Here is a 16,283-nt window from a genome sequence, read left to right on the forward strand (position 1 = left end):
TAAAAGCAGGGGGTGAGCTGGGGCAAGAGGGCTGCGTTTAGCTGGGGAAGAGGTGCGTTGGATTGAGCCTAGTAAAAAGCCCCGCAATGCGGGGCTCTAAAACGCTAGTTTTTAATCTTTTTGCTCAATCGGGGAGACGGAAGGTGATAGGAATAGAAAAATTATAAGTATCCGTACTCAGTTGCGAAGGAACCCCCGGGTAGGGGTCAGCTCTGTGAACGGCTGCTTGGGCTTCACGGTTAAGGCTCGAGAAGCGGGACTCTTGGATTGGCTGAATCTCTAATACTTCCCCTTGGGAGTTAATGGTCACATTTAGACGGACACTGCCTTCTTGTCCACGCCCCTGTGCCCGCTTAGGGTAGCGAATATAGCGGTAGGTGTGACGAAGTAAACTGGAATGGTAAATCTGGCGTGCAAGGATCATATCCGCCGTCAGGGGGGCTTCCTCTTCTTCCTCTAACATGTCGGCTGCACCTGCGGCCAGTATTGGCCCATCCTCAGGAGGGACCGTAATCAATTCAATCTCTTCTTCGGCCAGCGCTGATGCCGATTCCTCTGATTGTGAAGCTACCTCAGAGCCCTCTTGAATTACACCTGCGTCTGGGGAAATTGCTGCAGCAGGAGCCGTTTCTGCCAGGGCTAGGGTGAGTGGAGGTAGGTCGGCAATCTCAATGGCGGGTGTAGGAAATGGTTTTTCCGTAGGTGCCTCCTCCGCAGCGACAGCCTCTTCCTGGTTTATTTGCTTCAGTTGCAGGTCTGCAATTCGTTCACTAGTTGGTGTCAGAGATTCGAATGTGGTAATCAAGTTGCCTGATACCTGGCCGGCGGAGAGTAATCCGTCTTTGAAGTCGCTGGAAGGGGGAACTGAGCCAATCCAGGCTCGCAGCAGGGTATTGAAAAAATTAGGGTCGGCAATCTCACCTAACCGGATGCTGTTGAGGGATATGGTTGTCGAGCCTGTATCTGCCGCAAACTCCGCACTCAATTGATCGCCGTTAACAAAGCGCCCCTTAAACATGTTGGCAAAGGTCACCATGTTTTCTGCCTGACTGCTGAGCGTATCTCCGCGGTTGTTAATCGCAATGGCTTCCATCCATTGATTGCGGAATCGGCGTGCGGGAAGGCTATTGGTGATAATACGAACTTCCAACCGCCGGGGAATGTTGTTATCGAGCAGTGTACTGGAATCCCGGGTCAAGTTTTCCGAGTAGATCGCAGCGATATAAATGTCTTTGTTAAATTGCTTTTCTAGTGCAATACCGTTCAGGAGTGGTGCCGCTTTCGCAGTGAAAGCAAATGTAAACACCCAAAAAGAGAGGACAATTTTTATCGATTTCATTGTTCTACGGTGTCTCAGTAGCAGGAGCAAAATGTTCCGCTAAGTAAGAATTCAGGGGCCCCAACCCCAATGCACACAAGTCAGATTAAAAAGTGCGCGCCCAAAGCTTGTGGGAGTACAATGTACTACTCACTACACCTAACTCTACTGTAACTGGAACGGAGTTCAAGCCTGATAAGGTCAGACTGTCCTCATTCGCCCAAGATAAAGTGTTGGTAAGGAAACGATTGTCACACTTAGAAACAGGTGTGCTAGGTCGATATCGTTTAGAATGGCACTTTGCAGAGTGGCTTAGGCCACTCTTTTCAGGAAAATGGAATAGTTTTCACTAAATTTGAATTGTGCATGGAAATTAAACCTCTTAGCGAGTATCCACGGGATGCTGTGGATCGTCTTCTCAATGTCATCCATCTATTTCGGGATATTCGTGCCTCGAGTGAGTGGCAATACGATGTATTGCTAAAGCGCTCCCGGTTGGTCAGCCTTCAGTCGGGTGAACAGTTGCTGCGTGCAGGGGATGTGGATCAATGGGTCTACTTCTTGTTACGCGGTGAGTTACATGTGAAGGTGAATAGTCCCACAGCTGAGGAGGCTCCGGGAAATGAACGTCCTTTGGCGGTAATACGTCCAGGAGAGTTATTTGGTGATTTGTCGATGCTATTGGCGGAGCCCCGCAGTGCCGATGTATTTGCCGCGAATAATAGCCAGGATACTCAGGTTCTAGGCGTTGATTGTACGCTGTTTGGTGACCTGGAAGACTTATCACTTTTACAGTTGCCAGCAAAACTGGTTTTCTACCGCAATATGGTGCATTCATTGCGTTGGAAACTGGAGGTCTATAGGTCCAAGTATCCCGGGCATCAGTTGGCGAATAGCCATAGAAAGCTGAAACTTTATACGGGACCAAAAAATAGCCGGGAAGAGTTAATTGCCTTAGCGGAACAGGCGAAAGCTTTGGCTCAAATTCTGCTCGACTGGAATGCGGAGTTTGGTTCTGGTGAGCTGGTTGATGATGAATCCGACATGCTTGGATTTCTGGAATCTATGCTGTCGTAGAGATCTCCCGTTCAAACCAAGGGCGAGAGAATTATTTCCTCGCTCCTGACTGCTCTCCCTCCTCTTTGTACTTATTTTTATTGGCACATGTGTACACCTTTCTTAAGGGGGGACTATCTGCTGATTCCAGTCTAAATTTGTAGATCACTCGTATATTTCATTTGCCCGACATTAACTACGTATTTATTGACAGAATTCGAGTAGGACACAGCGGAGCTTTTTATAAGTCGCTGTGATTGTGTAAAAATCGCTTCGCTTCAGTTGTTATCGCAGATCCCTTCGATTGGATTTAAGACCCCTTTTGCGATGGCGCATCATTGCCCAACAGGTTTAGTAAGTTATGAATGTATTGGCATCAATCTGGTCAAGGCGCAATTACCGAATGGCAATTATTGTTTCGGTGATCGCTATTTTATGGCTGCTGAGTGGGCAGTTATTCTCCGATGCAGAGGATGAGCAGTCAGAATCTAAAGAGGTAACTGCCAAGAAGCTAGAGCCTGAATTGCGAATTCAAGCCCAAATCATTGAGTCCAGCCCATACGCCACTCAGATACTAGTGAATGGGCGCACTGAGGCTAACCGGCATGTACGTCTGCGCGCTGAACTGGATGGCATTATTGCTGCACTTCCAGTAGCGGAAGGGCAGACAGTTAGACAAGGGGATGTCATTTGCGAAATCGAGGCTGAAGATCGTATTGAGCAACTGGCATTAGCTGAAGCGGCAAAACGCAAAGCAGAAATAGACTTTGCCGGTGCCGAGAAACTTAAGAAAAAAGGACTGCAGTCGGATACCGCAATGGCCCAGCAGCAAGTTGAGCTTGCCCGAACCAAGGCGGAGTACACACGTGCCAAAGTGACGGTAGAGAAACTGCAAATTCGTGCACCATTTGCTGGAGTAGTGAATAGCCGAGCGGTGGAGCTGGGAGATTTTATTCGCCGGGGAGAGGAATGCGCGACCATTCTTGACTTGGATCCCATCCTAATTGTTGGCGAAGTTTCAGAGGATCAAGTGGGGAGCCTTGTTGAGGGCGGGCCGGCGAGAGCCCAATTACAAAGAGGACTGTTAGTAGACGGATACCTTCGTTATATCAGTCAACAGGCGCAGGAAATTACTCGGGCTTACCGAGTGGAGGTAGCAGTAGATAATCCAGGTAATCAACTTCCCGGAGGCTTGAGTGGTCAGCTGGTCCTCCCGACCGGTGAAATTACGGCCCACCATATTAATGCATCTCTACTCACGCTGGATGATAGCGGTGAATTGGGGGTGCGGACTCTCAATGATAAAAACCGAGTGCAATTTATCAATGTTTCATTGGTTGGGGATGGTGATGGCGGCGTCTGGGTTTCTGGACTGCCTGACACAGTCACTCTGATTACTGTGGGACAAGAATATGTTACTACGGGAGATTTGGTTCGTGCGGAAATACTGAAAACTGGGGAAGAGTTTTCCCGGGAGAACCAAGCGAAGGAAGCTTCCCCAGTAGATTCCGCTGAGGTGACTCCGGTATCCGAAACTTCAGTGATTCCCGAGGGGGATTCGCGATGAAGCTGTTGGAAAGCGCTATTCAGAGAAATCGCAGCACAATATGCCTGATGCTGCTGATTGTTTTAATTGGCATAGTTGCTCGCGCAGCGATGACAATTGAATCAAGTCCTGAGGTGAACCCTCCATTTGTAATTGTACAGGTCACTCACGAGGGAATTTCCCCAGAGGATGGTGTACGCCTGTTGGTCCGCCCTCTGGAGAAGGAAATTCGTGCGGTAGAAGGGGTTGTCGAGGTGATTGCTGTCGCCCGGGAATCCCTTGCATATATCGTGATTGAATTTGACTCTGCCATTGGTGTAGATGATGCCGTCGATGATATTCGCAATGCTGTAGAGCGGGCCAGGGCTGAGCTGCCCCGGGATGCCGATGAGCCCACTGTGGAGGAAGTATCCGCTCAACCTTTCCCCACCATCGTCGTTACCCTATCCGGCGAGCAAGTGAATGAACGGGTTTTACTGCGCTCGGCTGAATTGCTTAAGCGGAAGATAGAGAGTATCCCTGAGGTGCTAGGTGCAGATCTCCACGGTAATAGGGAGGAGGTCGTTGAGGCAGTGATTGATCCGGTGCGACTGGAGCACTATCAAATCACCAGTGCAGAGTTAATCAACGCGGTATTGGGGAACAATCTGTTAATCCCTGCAGGGGAGTTGGAAACCAATCGGGGCCGTTTTTCAGTGAAAGTCCCTGGGTTGATTGAGACCGCCCAGGATGTTTATGAAATTCCGCTCAAGAAGTCACGCGATGGAGTTGTGACCTTGGGTGCTGTTACAGATATTCGCAGAACCTTCAAGGATGCAGTGAGCTACACCAGTATCAATGGTCGCCCGGGGCTCGCTATTAATGTTGAAAAGCGCAACGATGCCAGCTCTGTCGATGTTGCGGATCGAGTCCGGGAAGTTGTTCAGGCTGAATTTGGTGTTTTGCCACAGGGAATTACGGTTGAGTTTGTTTTTGACCAATCTGATTTCGCACGGGATATGGTCAGTGAGATGCAGGGAAACATCCTGACCGCGATGCTACTGGTAATGATTATTGTCGTTGCCGCGCTCGGCTTTCGCTCGGGAATTCTGGTGGGACTGGGAGTGCCCTTCTCTTTGCTGTTTGGTTCCATCATCACCTGGTATCTGGGTTATTCGTTTAACTTTATGGTGATGTTCGGAATGTTGCTGGCCCTCGGTATGTTAATTGATGGTTCCATTGTGATTACCGAGTTTGCCGATCGGAAAATGGCTGAAGGCTTGTCAGCAAGGGAGTCATATATTGCATCAGTCAGTCGGATGTTCTGGCCGGTAGTTGCCTCAACGGCGACTACCCTTGCAGCATTTTTGCCGATTATGCTGTGGCCTGGAGTGGTGGGAGACTTCATGCGTTACCTGCCCGTTACAGTATTTGCAGTATTGGCGGGGTCACTCTTGTACGCCCTGTTTTTTGCTCCTGTGCTGGGTTCACTGTTTGGCAAAAGCGCAATGGATGCCTCTACTCGTAACTACCTGAGCCAGTTAGAGGATGGCTTACCTCGAGCCCTGCCTGGAATTACCGGCTGGTATGCGCGTATTCTTGAGAAGGTTCTGCAGCGCCCATTGGGTGGGTTCTTAACCACTATTGCCATTCTGGTTGCCATCTTTATTGGCTTTGTCAATTTTGGTGCGGGTGTTGAATTTTTCACGGATACAGAAGAGCAATACGGCAATGTAGAAATTAGGGCCCAGGGCAATTTGTCCATGGAGGAGAAAAAAGCCCTGGTGGTGCAAGTGGAAAGAGCCGTGCTTAGTGTGCCTGAGGTCCGAATAGCTCACACTACTATTGGTTCTGGCGGAATTTCTGGAAATTCTGATCGTTCCCCAGATCAAATTGCCAATATGTTAGTGGAGCTTTATCCCGCAGAGGAACGCGAGCGACGGAGCCGCGACATTTTTGCCGATATCCGTTCCCGCACCTCAGATTTTGCCGGAATTAAAGTAACCGCAAATGTAATGGAGGGAGGACCGCCGGTAGGCAAGGATATTGTTCTGGAGTTGCGCAGTCAGAACTATGAGCAGCTACTGCTGGAAACCTGGCGACTACACCGTGCAATGGAGGAAATTGGCGGGTTGCGAGATATTGTAAACACCGCGCCACTACCTGGCATCGAGTGGGAAGTGAAAGTCGATCGAGCCAAGGCTGCCCTATATGGTGCCGATCTAACTGAAGTTGGCAGGGCGGTGCAGTTGGTTACCAATGGCGTTCGAGTTGCAGAATATCGACCCGATGATACGGATGAAGAAGTAGATATACGTATCAGGTACCCCAGAAGTGCCAGAGGCATAGCCGCGCTCGATCAGCTAAAAGTTAATACCGTGCAAGGTACCGTTCCGATTAGCAGTTTTGTGCACACAGAAGCCATGCCCAAGGTCGATAAGATTGAGCGAATCGACGGAATTACTCGCATGCAAATCAAGGCTGATGCGCAAGAGGGGGTTCTGCCGGATGACAAAGTGAAGGAAATAAGGAAGTGGTTGCAGAGTAATCCGGTGGATAATCGGGTTGAGCTGCTATTCCGTGGGGCGGATGAGGAGCAGAATGAGTCTTTTCAATTCCTCGGCATAGCCTTTCTCCTGGCTCTGTTTTTAATGTTTATCCTGTTAGTAACACAGTTCAACAGCTTCTATCAGTCTTTATTAGTACTTTCATCTGTGATTATGTCCACTTTGGGGGTGATGTTTGGTCTGCTAATAACACAAAGCACCTTCAGTGTGATTATGACTGGAGTGGGTATTGTGGCGCTGGCTGGAATCGTGGTGAACAATAATATTGTACTGATAGATACCTATAATTTCGTGCGTAAGAATGAGCCGAGCCTCACACCAACGGAAGCAGCAGTAAAGGCATCGACACAGAGGCTGAGACCGGTCTTTTTGACAACGGCAACAACTATCCTCGGGTTGTTGCCCCTGGCGCTAGGCGTCAGTGTGGATATGGTCGGGCGCAATATTGTTGTCGATGGAGTGATAGCCTCTTTTTGGGTGAAGCTAGCCAGTGCAATTGTTTACGGGCTTACCTTTTCCACTTTGCTGACGTTATTGGTTACACCCATTATGTTAGTACTACCGGGCCGCTCCAAGAAGAGGGGTAATCCAGAGGGGGTTATTGAGTCGGTAGCAAGTTAGTGACGGCTATATAAGTACTGTAATCATAATTAGTGATCACAAAGTTCGGGGGCTTAGGCCCCCGTTTTTATAGCGGGGAATTTATGAATAAGGCTAAATGGCCGAATGAAGTTTTAGAGCGTAGTGGACAGCTTAAGGAGAGTTTATCGGGACCTTTTAAGGAGCTGTTGCGTGAGCATCAATTACCATGCGATTTCCTCCTGGTGCTCGAACAAATTTTTCTTCCCCTCGGAGTTTGGGTACTGACTCGCCATAAGCGCAGTAATCCATTAATAATTGGGGTTAGTGGGGGGCAGGGTACCGGCAAGTCGACCCTGGCGGATGTGTGGCAATGTATTTACCAGGCGATGGGCTATCGCTGCTGTGTTTTGTCTCTGGATGATATCTATTTAACTCTGGAACAGCGCCGCAAGCTGGCTACACAGGTACACCCTTTACTCGAAACTCGCGGTGTGCCGGGAACCCATGATATTAGCTTGGGGATCAGCACGCTCAAGGCCCTGTGTGCATCCAGTAGTGATTCCGCTATCGCATTACCTAGGTTTGATAAAGGACGTGATGATCGGATCCCTAAGCACTTGTGGCCCGTATTCAGGGGGCAAGTTGATGTTGTTATCTTCGAAGGATGGTGCCTAGGAGCCAAGCCTTCAGAAGGGTATGAAGGATCGCTCAATGAACTGGAGTGCGGGGAAGATAGTACTGGCGAATGGCGAAATTTTGTTAATCAACAGTTGGAAGATTCTTATCGAGATCTTTTTTCGCTTATCGATGTATGGGTGATGCTCAAAGCGCCGAGTATGGAATGTATCGTTGAGTGGCGTAAGTTACAGGAACATAAACTCAGGGTTCGCTCCGGAATGGGGATGACAGATCAACAAATTGTTCAGTTTGTACAACACTACGAAAGAGTGACGCGGAGCTTGCTAGAGGATATGCCGGGTTGGGCAGATTGTGTTATTGAGTTGGGGGAGGACCATCAGGTGAAGGGCTTGCGGATGCAGTAAGGTCGGTTTAAACCCTGGCGAGGCCAGGGTTTAAACTAACTGAATAAATCAGTTTTACTTAAGCGCTGGCTTACTTAGCCTTGGGCGGACGACCGCGACCGCGCTTTACAGGAGCAGCTTCAGTTGCTGCTGCGGCTGTGGCTTCTGCTTTTTTGGGGCGCCCTGGCTTTTTCTTAGCGGCTTCCGCTTTTGCTGGGCGACCGGGCTTCTTTTGTGCGGATTCTGCCTTAGGTGGGCGGCCACGACCGCGTTTTACAGGAGCAGCATCAGTTGCTGCGGCGGCTGCGGTCTCTGCTTTTTTGGGGCGGCCGGGCTTCTTTTTGGCTTCAGTGGCGTCTTTTTTGGGACGGCCAGGCTTTTTCTTAGCTTCTTCGGTCTTAGCGGGACGACCAGGCTTCTTCTTGGCTTCTTCAGTTTTAGCTGGGCGGCCGGGCTTTTTCTTAGCTGCGGTGGCTTTCTTCTTGTCAGCAGCAGCGGCTTTTTTAGCGGCAGCAGCAGTTTTCTTCGCTTCGGCAGCGGCTTTTTTCTTTTCAGCAGCAGCCAGTTTCTTAGCTACAGCAGCTTCTTCTTTAGCGACGATCTTAGCTACCTGAGAAGCCAGCTTGTTGGCGGCTTTGATTTCAGCCAGTGCATCTTTGGCTTCAGTTGCGGCAGTTTTGGCTTCAGTTGCAGCAGTTTTAGCTGCAGCGGCGGCTTCACGTGCTTTTTTCAGCTGTTGCTGTTGAGCAGCAGTCTTTTTCTTAGCTCTAACAGTCGCTACTTTATCTTGAGTAGTTTTTGCTTTTGCGGCAGCCTTCTTGGCACTGTTTGCCAATTTCTCGGCTTTGACAGTCAGGTCTTTTTCCTGCTTAAGGCGGGCAGTTTCCAGTTTAGCGGTAAGGGAGCGTAGCTCCGCTTCCATTTTTGCGACGTCGCTGGTAGCGACTTGAGCAGCTTTTTTAGTAGCCATTTAAATATCCCTGCAAAATGAATTGTTTTAGTAAGTGGGGGCATTCCTATCAATTATTCTCAGCCATCTTTAACGGAATTAGGCACCGTCCAAGATGCATGTTTTCGGCAGAAAACAATTGATAGTGAGTCCCCCCAAGCTAGCGGCGCTAATTGCAGCTTATTTGTATACCTAATTGCAAGTCCTTTAGATGGTTTTTTTCTATTTAATGTAAAAAAAATGGCTTTTTTTTACATATTTTTCAATTGGGGGCCGTTTGAACTGTGTTTTTGATCTTTTTGGGAACTTGAAAGCACTCATTACTGGTGATTCTTTAACTTCAATATTCTTTGTATCAAGTCAGTATCAGTGGCGTTAAATAGTTGAGTAATTTTGTAAGCTTTATGAACCTGTTGGTTTAGTTGTTTTGGCTTTTATAGTTGGATTTTGATGGTGGCAGATAGTTTCTGTTCATCAATTAACAGAGAGCCGGATTAACAAAACTTAACTGCGAGCTTTTGCCTGCGTCAATTAGCGGGCAACTTCCATAGCTGGTTGTGTAACCTTGCGTATTGAAGTGTGATATTCAAATTGCGGAAAGTTGGCAAGTGTCAAGATGTCAGAGACAGCTTGAGTCCTATTGCCGTACCCTGGTATTTAGTAAGGAATTAAAAACTGGGGGAGAACTCACACTCATGTACGGGATCTAGTGCCCCGTATATAAGTACCAACCGGTTGGGGTATTTGGGGTCTTGGCTGCCGGGATCTGCCATTACTGCTGCGAGGTTTACTTTTTCATGGCGGAAAGTAAACCAGTGATAAATCTAGTTATAACCATGTATATAATGGGACGGAACTGTATTAGTTTGTGCTCTTCAGTCGAGGTCTTTTTAATTACCGAGAAAGCGAGCGCTTGGTCTCCAGTCATTTGTTTTGCTATCACGTGACATCCCTGCTAGTCATAAAAGGAGTAGAGGGAAGTTATTCAGAGGCAAGTAATACCAGAAGCTATTTGAATGCAGTCCTGATTATCCGTACGTTGATCAACAATCTTAATGATATTTTTATGGGCAATGCTTCTGCTTTGGAGTGGCTGCTCTTACCAAAGGCAACCTTATGAGTTTTGCAATGGGAGAGGGAGAGGGGACTGACCCAGTAACAGAATATCTCTGTCACTGGGGTGATATGGAGTCAATCGCGAAGCTTTATAGTGGCCCGTAGGGCAAATAACGATTGTTGGAATTCTGGCGAATCCATAACAGTTGTTCTTTTGTTAATGGCGTCGAACGTTGCTTGAGTACTTTGGCGAGGGGAATTACTGCAGACTCAGCGCCGGCGTCCCAGCCGGGCAGATTCATCTCTGCCAAGGTAAAGAAGCGGATCAGTTGCCATAGCTGGGCACTGTTCCAATGTTCGCTCTCTTCAATCCAGTGTTGGAAGGGAAGGCGAATAAGTGTGGAGGGTACTTTTTCAAACGCTCCTACTGATTCTGTAAAAGGTTTATCTGACTCTGCAATTTCGATAAGTCTGAGCAACTGCTCCCGGTTGAATTCTTCACTGGTTTCATTTTGTGGGCCACTTACCTGTGGCTCCCAGGCTCCTACGCTCATACTTACTCCTTATAAAGGTCCGGTTTCTTGCTGTTGCATTATAGCGAGGGGGGCTGTGTTCAGGGGGATCTTACTCTAGATAACAATGAATAAAGAGGTCTTTGAATTAATCCACATTACTTCTTCGAATCTAATGAATCGTTTTGTAGTAATTTGGGAAGTCCTTATAAAGGATTTGGGTTGCGATAACAGGGACTAAACCTACGGGAAAATCAAATCTGTCGGTGCTTATTTGAGATACTATAGAAGAGACTCTTGATATTGAGGTTCAAATGGAATTTATTGCTAAAGCACTGCCGGCGACAAAGCGAGTGGCTCTGGTAGCCCATGACAACCGTAAAAATGCCATGATTCAGTGGTGTCTCAGACATCACAATCTGCTCAAACGACACCAGTTATTGGCTACGGGGACTACTGGTGGAAAAATTGAAGATGCGACGGGTTTAAGTGTCGAAAAGCTCTTAAGTGGCCCTCTGGGAGGTGATCAGCAGCTCGGAGCGAGGATTAGCGAGGGGCAGGTGGACTTACTGATATTCTTCTGGGACCCCTTTGAGCCTATGCCCCATGACCCAGACGTCAAGGCACTACTGCGTATTGCTGCAGCGTGGAATATCCCAGTGGCTTGCAACCAGAGCAGTGCAGATATGGTGGTACAGTCACCATTGATGGACCAATCCTTCGAGCATGAGGTGCCTGACTATCACAGCTATCTAGCAGGACGTTAGTCGGAATTTTTGCTTAAAATTTGATCTTTTCTGTCGGCTCGATTCTGTAACTTATTGATTTTTAAAGTTTATTTATCTCTGTTATCGCTCGCACTTGCAATGCTTGCGAAATCGCGGCAATCTTGCCCACCAGATTAGACCGGTCAATCCGGCACCCCTGATATTTGAAAATTGCACGGTGTTTTATGAGTAGACGACGCGGAAAGGCCGTAGAAGAAGAAAAGGCAGATATCGACCTGACGCCCATGTTGGACGTTGTGTTTATCATGTTGATCTTCTTTATCGTGACTGCTTCATTTGTTAAAGAGAAGGCGCTGGATGTGAATGTGCCTGATCCGAATGAGACCAGCAATGCTGAGCCAGATCCTACCAAACAGAATATTCTGTTGATGGTTAGCGCAAATGATGAAATCACCATGGCGGATGGCAGCCGTATTGACAGCCGTGCTGTACGGGCCCGTATCGCCCAGATGTATGCGGAGAACCCGCAGGCAATGGTGATTGTGCGTGCACACAACAAGTCTAGTGCGGATACTTACGTACAGATTGCGGATGCCGCGAAGGAAGTGAGCCTGGGTATTCAGGTCTCCCTGGTACCTTACGAGGGCGACTAAGTTCCCGGTGAGTTACCCGCGCTTAAAAAGCCAGCATATTGCTGGCTTTTTTCATTTGTGAATTATGGTTTTGAACTGGTCACAAATTGGGGGGGTACTCAAGTACCCCCTCAAATGAAATCCGATATCAGAATTCTGAACGAATTGCCCAGAGGTCGGGGAAAACCGGTCTAAATAGGGTTCCCTGTAAATAACCTACCCCGCTCGAGCCACCAGTCCCCATTTTCCTGCCAATTGTTCGCTCGACCATTTTCACATGTCGGTAACGCCACTGTTGTAACGAAGTATCGATGTCCACCAAAGCCTCACAGATTTCACTTACCAGTGGATCATTGCGATAGATATCGATCAGTATTTTCTGGACGGCTGAAGAAGGCTCCGCAACTTGGCTAAAATCCCTTTCAAGCTCATTAGCGGGTACCTTATGCCCCTCGTGAACCAAAAAGTTTAGGAAAGCATCCCAAAGGGTCGGCGCCTCAAGGCGCTTCATCAAGCGCTGGTAGTGCTCTGAGCCAGGGGTATAGTTTTCCAGTTTTTTCGGGTCCTTGGCTCCGTAAAGAAATTCCAACTCGCGAAACTGGTACGACTGAAAACCACTAGCTGTGGATAGTCGATCGCGGAAAGACATAAACTCCAGGGGAGTTAGGGTTTCCAGGATATCGACCTGTTGAATCAAAGTACGATAAATCGTGTCGACACGTTTAAGTGTATGCAATGCGCGATTGCGTTCCCCTGCGTTGAACAGTCGCACTAGGAAATCCAGTTCATGCAACATTTGCTTGAACCAGAGCTCGTAGCTTTGATGAATAGTAATGAAAAGTAGTTCGTCGTGCTCGGGACCATCGGAAAGGGGTTTCTGGCACTGCAAAAGCTCGTCTACTTTTAGGTAAGAGCTATAAGTTATTGTCATAGTCAGCTGCTTCCTGAGTGTGTTTTGACCAGTTACAAAATAATGCTCTCTTTAGCCGGTGTGGATCAAAACAAAAATTACGGCAAAGTGATTTATATTGGACCCATTATAAAGCCCGGAGCTCTTTGAATGGAAAACCCAGCGCAAAACCTACGTGTCAATGGCTCTCGCCTTTGGGATAGCCTGATGGAAATTGCTGAGATAGGTGCGACCCCAGCGGGTGGATGTAATCGACAAGCCCTGACAGATGAAGACCGTGAAGGGCGCGACCTTTTCGTGCGCTGGTGCCGAGATATAGGCTGTGAGGTCAGAGTGGACCAGATGGGCAACATTTTTGCCCGCCGACCGGGAGCAGATAACAGCTTGCCTGCGGTAGTGACTGGTTCTCATTTGGATACCCAGCCCACGGGTGGCAAATTTGACGGTGTATATGGCGTACTTGCCGGCCTGGAAGTTCTGCGCACTCTAGAGGATCAAGGTATCAGGACCAAGGCCCCATTAGAGGTGGTTGTATGGACTAATGAGGAGGGTGCGCGCTTTTCCCCTGCAATGGTGGGCTCCGGAGTTTGGGCTGGTGAATTTAGCTTGGAGTATGGGCACAGCCGCGCGGATAAATCGGGTATCACTATCGGTGAAGAGTTGGAGCGGATCGGCTATCTCGGTACTGAGCCCGCTCAGCCGAGGGCTATTAAGGCTTCATTTGAAGCGCATATCGAGCAGGGCCCGATCCTCGAAAAACAGGATCAGGTAATTGGTGTTGTCACCGGTGTACAGGGTATTCGTTGGTATGACGTAACTTTTTGCGGAACGCCTTGCCATGCGGGTCCAACTCCGATGGAGGACCGCCGCGATCCGGTCCAGGCAATGTCCATTCTGTGCGAGCGCATGTATCGTGAAGTCCGGGAGTATTCAGAAGATGCGCGTATGACCTGTGGAGATTTAAGGGCGGCGCCGGGCAGCCGAAATACAGTTCCTGAAGAGGTTGTGCTGGCACTGGACCTCCGTCACCCGTTACCTGAAGGGTTAAACCATCTGCATAAAGCCTTGTATAGGGCGGCTGAAAAAGTACAAGAAGAAACAGGTACCAGAGTCGATATTCGGGAAGAGTGGTACTCACCTCCCGTCGCCTTTGATAAGCATTGCATTGATTCGGTTAGCAGTGCTGTGCAGACCTTGGGATATAGCAATCGCAAGATGGTCTCAGGTGCTGGGCACGATTCCGTATATGTTTCCCGAGTTGCCCCTGTCTCTATGATCTTTGTGCCCTGTGAAGGAGGGCTGTCGCACAATGAAGCAGAATCGGCGGAGCCGGATCATCTTGAGGCGGGTTGTAATGTGTTGCTTCACGCAATGCTAAACAGTGCGGAGCAGGCTTAAGTAGCGGTAAAACAAGTGCTTCTGTCAACTGTCGGCGTTGCACTGTCTTTGTTTTGGCATAGTTGATAACAAGTTGGAATTTAGGCGAATGAGTAATTTTACTTTGAAGCACCGTCAGGATAACGGCGGTACGGCACCCCTGAGTGAGTGGGGGATGGATTCAGAATACGGTGTACTGCGGGATGTTTTAATTGGGCCTGTGGATAACTTCAGTTGGCGCACTGGTAATGCGAGTGCGCGACGCGCTGAGCGCCTCGGAATGAAGTTTGATCACAAGGTGGCAGTGGCACAGCATGGAGAGATGCTCGATGCTTACCGCCACGCAGGAGTGAATACGCACCTAATTCCAGCAGACAGCACATTGCCCTACCAAATTTACGGTCGCGATTCCTCAGTAATGACTCCTTGGGGGCCTATCGTGACACAGATGTTCAGCCCTTGGCGCCGTGGTGAGTGGGCGCCCATAGTGAAGAAGTATGCAGAGCTGGATATCCCTATTTACGACATTATTACCGCAGGCTCTCTGGAGGGCGGTGATTTTATGGTGTTAGAGCCCGGCGTTATTCTGTGTGGCTACTCTGGCGAACGCACCAGCCCGCAGGGATTTGAGCAGATGAAAAGTTGGGTGGAAAAAGAGGGCTGGGAAGTTAAAGGCTACCAGTTCGATCCGTTCTTCCTGCATATTGATGTGATGGTAGCCATGCTTGCGGAAAAGCTGGCAGCAATTTGTGTTGATGCTGTTGAGCCGGAGCTGGTGCAGTGGTTTAAAAGCCGAAATATAGAGATTATCGATATTCCCTTCCCGCAGGTATTGGAGCTTGGAGTGAATGTCGTTGCCCTGGGGAATGATCGAGTGATGCTACCTAAGGCCAATACCGGACTGGCGGAGAAGTGCCGCGCACATGGCCTGGAAGTTATAGACCCAGATATTTCTATGATCACTCCGGGGGGCGGTGGCGTTCATTGCATGTGCCAACCTCTGCGCCGGGACTCAGCCAATAAAGTTTGATTACTGTTGCTGGTTATCTAGAGGGCCCGGTCACTGGTGACCGGGTTAATCCCGTCAACGAAAGTGGTTGATTAGGAACTCGAACCTCTGGGAGTAGCGGTTAATATGAATCTCCTAAATAGATGGCCTACAGCGGATTAAAAGTGGCTTCCGTTGGGGTTCCATAATTAGGCTACTGAGAGTAGCCCAATCTACTTCTTACCCCGGAGAACAATATGCAAAGCGAATGCGCTGAAATTCAGGCTCAGCTTAAGGACCGCATCCTCGAGATTACGATTAATCGACCCGGGCGCAAAAATGCCCTGACTATGGCCATGTATACCGCGATGGCAGGGTTATTGAATAGCGCAGCTACAAACCCGGATGTTCGCGTCGCGATTATTACCGGTGCTGAGGGCATATTCACCAGTGGTAACGACCTGACAGATTTCCTGGGCGGCTCTGCCGATGGGGAGGAGTCTCCGGTTTTCCAGTTTATGAGTGCTCTCTACCACTTCCCTAAGCCGGTAGTTGCAGCCGTTAATGGCCCCGCAGTAGGTATTGGTACAACCATGCTGTTGCATTGCGACCTGTCTTTTGCTGGAGACGACGCCATGTTCCAGATGCCATTTGTGGACCTGGGGCTGTGTCCAGAGTATGGCTCCAGCTACTTGTTGCCCAGGATCGCCGGCCATGCCAAAGCTTCTGAACTGTTATTGTTGAGCAAGCGTTTTAGTGCTCAGGAAGCCGTTGAGATTGGTATCTGTAATGCCGCAGTGGCGCCAGAACAGGCCATAGTTCGCGCACGTGAAGCCGCAGCTGAGTTAGCGAGGAAAGCTCCGGCTGCCCTCCGTTTAACTAAACAGCTTTTGCGCAGAGCAACTCAAGAGAAAGGGTTAGAGTTTATTCAAGACGAAGGCCGTTACTTTAAGGAGCGCCTCGCCTCTGATGAGTTTAAAGAGGCTGCTATGGCCTTTATGGAGAAGAGACCAGCGGACTTCTCCAAGTTTGATTAAGTAAAAAAAGGCCGCACTATGCGG

Annotated in this window: 13 protein-coding genes; 9 read left to right on the forward strand and 4 right to left on the reverse strand. The window is 48.9% G+C overall.

All coding sequences use genetic code 11. The features are described from left to right. Positions 1-124: 124 nt before the first annotated feature. A complete protein-coding gene (locus tag ACJJIQ_RS23795) occupies positions 125-1,339 on the reverse strand; it encodes a TonB family protein (protein ID WP_445363204.1) in 1,215 nt (404 codons plus the stop codon). A 345-nt stretch (positions 1,340-1,684) separates the two neighbouring features. Here ACJJIQ_RS23795 and ACJJIQ_RS23800 point away from each other — a divergent pair, with 345 nt between their 5' ends. The 4 genes from ACJJIQ_RS23800 to ACJJIQ_RS23815 all read left to right on the forward strand — a co-directional run bounded on the left by ACJJIQ_RS23800 (position 1,685) and on the right by ACJJIQ_RS23815 (position 8,091). Further along, on the forward strand, positions 1,685-2,395 hold the full coding sequence (locus tag ACJJIQ_RS23800; protein WP_445363205.1) for a Crp/Fnr family transcriptional regulator: 711 nt from the start codon (positions 1,685-1,687) through the stop codon (positions 2,393-2,395). A 382-nt stretch (positions 2,396-2,777) separates the two neighbouring features. Next, positions 2,778-3,941 (forward strand): efflux RND transporter periplasmic adaptor subunit, encoded by a 1,164-nt coding sequence (locus tag ACJJIQ_RS23805; protein ID WP_445363206.1) that lies wholly within the window; start codon positions 2,778-2,780, stop codon positions 3,939-3,941. Further along, positions 3,938-7,087: an efflux RND transporter permease subunit gene (locus ACJJIQ_RS23810; RefSeq protein WP_445363207.1), complete on the forward strand. Its 3,150-nt coding sequence runs from the start codon at positions 3,938-3,940 to the stop codon at positions 7,085-7,087. The genes ACJJIQ_RS23805 and ACJJIQ_RS23810 overlap by 4 nt, the downstream gene beginning before the upstream one ends. A gap of 83 nt (positions 7,088-7,170) precedes the next feature. After that, positions 7,171-8,091: a phosphoribulokinase gene (locus tag ACJJIQ_RS23815; RefSeq protein WP_445363208.1), complete on the forward strand. Its 921-nt coding sequence runs from the start codon at positions 7,171-7,173 to the stop codon at positions 8,089-8,091. A 70-nt stretch (positions 8,092-8,161) separates the two neighbouring features. On the opposite strand, the gene ACJJIQ_RS23820 is transcribed toward ACJJIQ_RS23815, so the two are convergent. Further along, positions 8,162-9,040, reverse strand: coding sequence for a hypothetical protein (locus ACJJIQ_RS23820; RefSeq protein WP_445363209.1), 879 nt, complete (start codon positions 9,038-9,040; stop codon positions 8,162-8,164). Between the two features lie 1,184 nt (positions 9,041-10,224). Continuing rightward, on the reverse strand, positions 10,225-10,629 hold the full coding sequence (locus tag ACJJIQ_RS23825) for a hypothetical protein (RefSeq protein ID WP_282934304.1): 405 nt from the start codon (positions 10,627-10,629) through the stop codon (positions 10,225-10,227). 272 nt (positions 10,630-10,901) lie between these two features. Between ACJJIQ_RS23825 and ACJJIQ_RS23830 the strand changes: the two genes are divergently transcribed. Together ACJJIQ_RS23830 and ACJJIQ_RS23835 are read left to right on the forward strand one after the other, a co-directional pair. Next, the gene (locus ACJJIQ_RS23830) at positions 10,902-11,354 is read left to right on the forward strand and encodes a methylglyoxal synthase (RefSeq protein WP_445363210.1); all 453 of its coding nucleotides are present in this window, start codon (positions 10,902-10,904) and stop codon (positions 11,352-11,354) included. 185 nt (positions 11,355-11,539) lie between these two features. After that, positions 11,540-11,968: an ExbD/TolR family protein gene (locus ACJJIQ_RS23835; protein WP_445363211.1), complete on the forward strand. Its 429-nt coding sequence runs from the start codon at positions 11,540-11,542 to the stop codon at positions 11,966-11,968. Between the two features lie 127 nt (positions 11,969-12,095). Here ACJJIQ_RS23835 and ACJJIQ_RS23840 read toward each other — a convergent pair whose 3' ends face one another. Continuing rightward, the gene (locus tag ACJJIQ_RS23840; RefSeq protein ID WP_413664361.1) at positions 12,096-12,878 is read right to left on the reverse strand and encodes a tryptophan 2,3-dioxygenase; all 783 of its coding nucleotides are present in this window, start codon (positions 12,876-12,878) and stop codon (positions 12,096-12,098) included. A 129-nt stretch (positions 12,879-13,007) separates the two neighbouring features. Here ACJJIQ_RS23840 and ACJJIQ_RS23845 point away from each other — a divergent pair, with 129 nt between their 5' ends. From ACJJIQ_RS23845 to ACJJIQ_RS23855, 3 genes are all read left to right on the forward strand, one after another. Continuing rightward, positions 13,008-14,255 carry a Zn-dependent hydrolase gene (locus tag ACJJIQ_RS23845; RefSeq protein WP_445363212.1) on the forward strand — a complete coding sequence of 416 codons (1,248 nt, stop codon included), beginning with the start codon at positions 13,008-13,010 and terminating at the stop codon, positions 14,253-14,255. An 88-nt stretch (positions 14,256-14,343) separates the two neighbouring features. Then, on the forward strand, positions 14,344-15,264 hold the full coding sequence (locus ACJJIQ_RS23850; protein ID WP_444914776.1) for a dimethylarginine dimethylaminohydrolase family protein: 921 nt from the start codon (positions 14,344-14,346) through the stop codon (positions 15,262-15,264). 215 nt (positions 15,265-15,479) lie between these two features. Continuing rightward, positions 15,480-16,259 (forward strand): enoyl-CoA hydratase, encoded by a 780-nt coding sequence (locus tag ACJJIQ_RS23855; protein ID WP_445363213.1) that lies wholly within the window; start codon positions 15,480-15,482, stop codon positions 16,257-16,259. Positions 16,260-16,283: the final 24 nt, after the last annotated feature.

It is taken from the genome of Microbulbifer maximicatervae (SeqCode), from assembly GCF_052468295.1.